Raw genomic sequence first — 2,467 nt, 5'->3', positions numbered from 1 at the left:
TTTATTCAAACACTATATTTAACTCCATAACTTAACGAAACCTTAAGCAAGCTAGAAAATTTTCTAGCTTGCTTAAGGTTTAATAATTTTGGTTCTTCAGTAGCTGTTATGCCAAATTATTAGTTAGATATCAAAACTAGGCTCGACAATAAAGCTCAAAAGCCCGAATCAGTGCTAAACCCCATAAATAACTAGTAAATAATGTTCATTTTTCCTACCTAGTAAGGGTTTCATGGCTTCCAAGTCAAAGCCCTTTGCCCTATTTTCTCTGACGCTCGTTCGCGTAGCGTCAGAGAATTTCTCATGGCAATTCAAGAAAACCAGCGTGCCAAAAAGACTTGTGGTGTTTTCATAGCCGTGAGATCATACCATTATCTTGCTCCCGTAAAACTTCAAATAAAGTCCCGATTGCGACCGATGAGCGAGGGACACCATGCCAAAGTTTTGGAAGAATAACTTGAGCAGCTTTAGCATCATCCCAACCAAGTAGCCCATACTTATTAAACTTAAACCTTTGAGCAAAAGGAGCTAACGCTCCTTCCCAGGGACAATAGTTTAATAATGAGGAGTTAAATTGGTGATCTAACAGTTCATGTCCCAGCAGGTGCAATCGAGGATGAGTTAATAAAACTCTTTGTTTATCAGCACTTGTAAAGAGGAGATAATATTGCCGTTTAAAAATAGGACTAGGCAACCAATCAAGTAAATCCCAAGCCTGTTCTAATGAATGCAAGCGAAAGTTTTCCGAGTAATGAGTCTGAGGATTGTACCAAGAATCGATACTGCGAATTTCTGGCCTACGGGGAAAACCAAGAGAATCGAAATAGTCACGCCAGCGGCGATTATTAACATATAAAATTTCTCGTGTACTTAACCACATTGATTGACTCCCTGTATTGAAATGAACTACAAGTGATGAATGGCACGCTTGAAAAGCTGAAAGCTCGTCTGGGCTAGGTGTTGGGGGTAGGGTGTCGGGTGTCGGGAAAATCAAGAAAATTTTATATGAGTGGGGATACAAATAAATTTCTGACTTACTACACCCACTCAGCCACACACCACACCCAAAAGCCTTATATATAATGGGTTTGCCGTTATCAAGTGTGCCATTCTTACAAGTGATAAAGCAGTTAATTGAAGAAGTATGCTGAATTAGTGAATTCAGCATTCTTGAGCGTAGGGGTTTTACCGTTCACACTTTAAGTTCAAGCAGGCTACATTCACGAGTTACATAAACATACAAGTAATAACAATTCGCAATTCGTCATTAAGATAGGTCAGATTTTACCTGGGTTTCCAGCGCAAACATCTGTTGCTTAATGAGAAGCGAATTGGTAGGTTGAGAATTTTGACTATAAAGTTAGTTGCTATTAACTAACAACATATTACTGCTAAATTCACTAATCATTTCTCAAAAATTCAGTCATTAGGATTGTAATTTACTATCAACAAAGCTATAACTATTGATACATCTATCCAGCAATTATCTCAGTATAGATAGATGACAAAAATCAAATTTTATGAATTACATATTAAGCGTTATTACTTTTGCTATCTAAACATATTTTAACTTGATATCAGCTAGATGTTAATAATTTAACATATTAGTAAAGATTTAAACGTAGAGCAAATAAGTTTAGAATCAACTCTAACCAATGCTCGTACTCAAGTTCAGCTTCAGCCAACATATACGTCCCCAAAATTCGGGCACAATTGCAAATGTATCGGACGGGCTTTGAGTTCATGCATACGCTTTGGTTGCACATTTTCGCGTTGCTCTTGGAGGTACTTAACTTGATTGCTGTTGTATTAAAGTACTTGCTACAGATACTGTTGCTGGCTCGGAGAAAAAGTACCCCTGCCCATATTTGCATTGCAATTTTTTGACTTGCTTAAGCTGTACTACCGTTTCTATTCCTTCTGCTATAACATCTATGCTTAGATTGTGAGCTAATGCAATAATTGTGCGTACAATCTCTGCATATTTTCTACTAGTGTCCATATTCTTAATAAAGGAGCGGTCAATTTTTAGTGCATTAATAGGAAAACGGTGCAGATAGCTTAAAGATGAATAACCAGTACCAAAATCATCTACGTGTAATTCAATACCTAATCTTTTGAGTTGCCAAAGTATCGCTGTTACAGATTGGGTGTTTTCAATGAGTACACTTTCAGTCATTTCTAGCTTTAAGCGGGATGCATCTAACTTAGTTTCTTGTAAAATTAAGTAAATTTGCTCAGTGAAATTGGATTGCAAAAGCTGTTTGCTAGAAAGATTGACGCTGATTGTCAGTTTGGTTTGTGGAAATTGCTGCTGCCATTGGTGCATCTGGTTGCAAGCCTCTCGAAGTACCCAGTAGCCAATGGGAACGATTAGTCCAGTTTCTTCCGCCACTGAAATAAAATCTGTTGGAAGCACAAGACCCTGCTTTGGGTGCTGCCATCGGATAAGAGACTCAAACCCGAT

At 37.8% G+C, this 2,467-nt stretch carries 2 protein-coding genes; both read right to left on the bottom strand.

The window, feature by feature from the left end; all coding sequences use genetic code 11:
- Positions 1-349 precede the first annotated feature (349 nt).
- Entirely contained in the window at positions 350-1,168 is an 819-nt protein-coding gene (locus H6G26_RS40860) for a hypothetical protein (protein ID WP_190737765.1), read from the bottom strand.
- 621 nt (positions 1,169-1,789) lie between these two features.
- Positions 1,790-2,467: EAL domain-containing protein (locus H6G26_RS40855; protein ID WP_190737763.1), on the bottom strand; the 678-nt coding region annotated here is incomplete at its 5' end.

This window comes from Nostoc sp. FACHB-888 (assembly GCF_014696655.1).
Taxonomy (GTDB): domain Bacteria; phylum Cyanobacteriota; class Cyanobacteriia; order Cyanobacteriales; family Nostocaceae; genus Nostoc.
The sequence above is the reverse complement of the archived record's forward strand: the minus strand, read 5'-3'. Positions and strand labels throughout refer to the sequence as shown.

Bases quoted from the DNA above. Each gene is read 5' to 3' on its own strand.
- H6G26_RS40860 (WP_190737765.1), bottom strand. From the start codon at position 1,168: ATGCTGAATTCACTAATTCAGCATACTTCTTCAATTAACTGCTTTATC.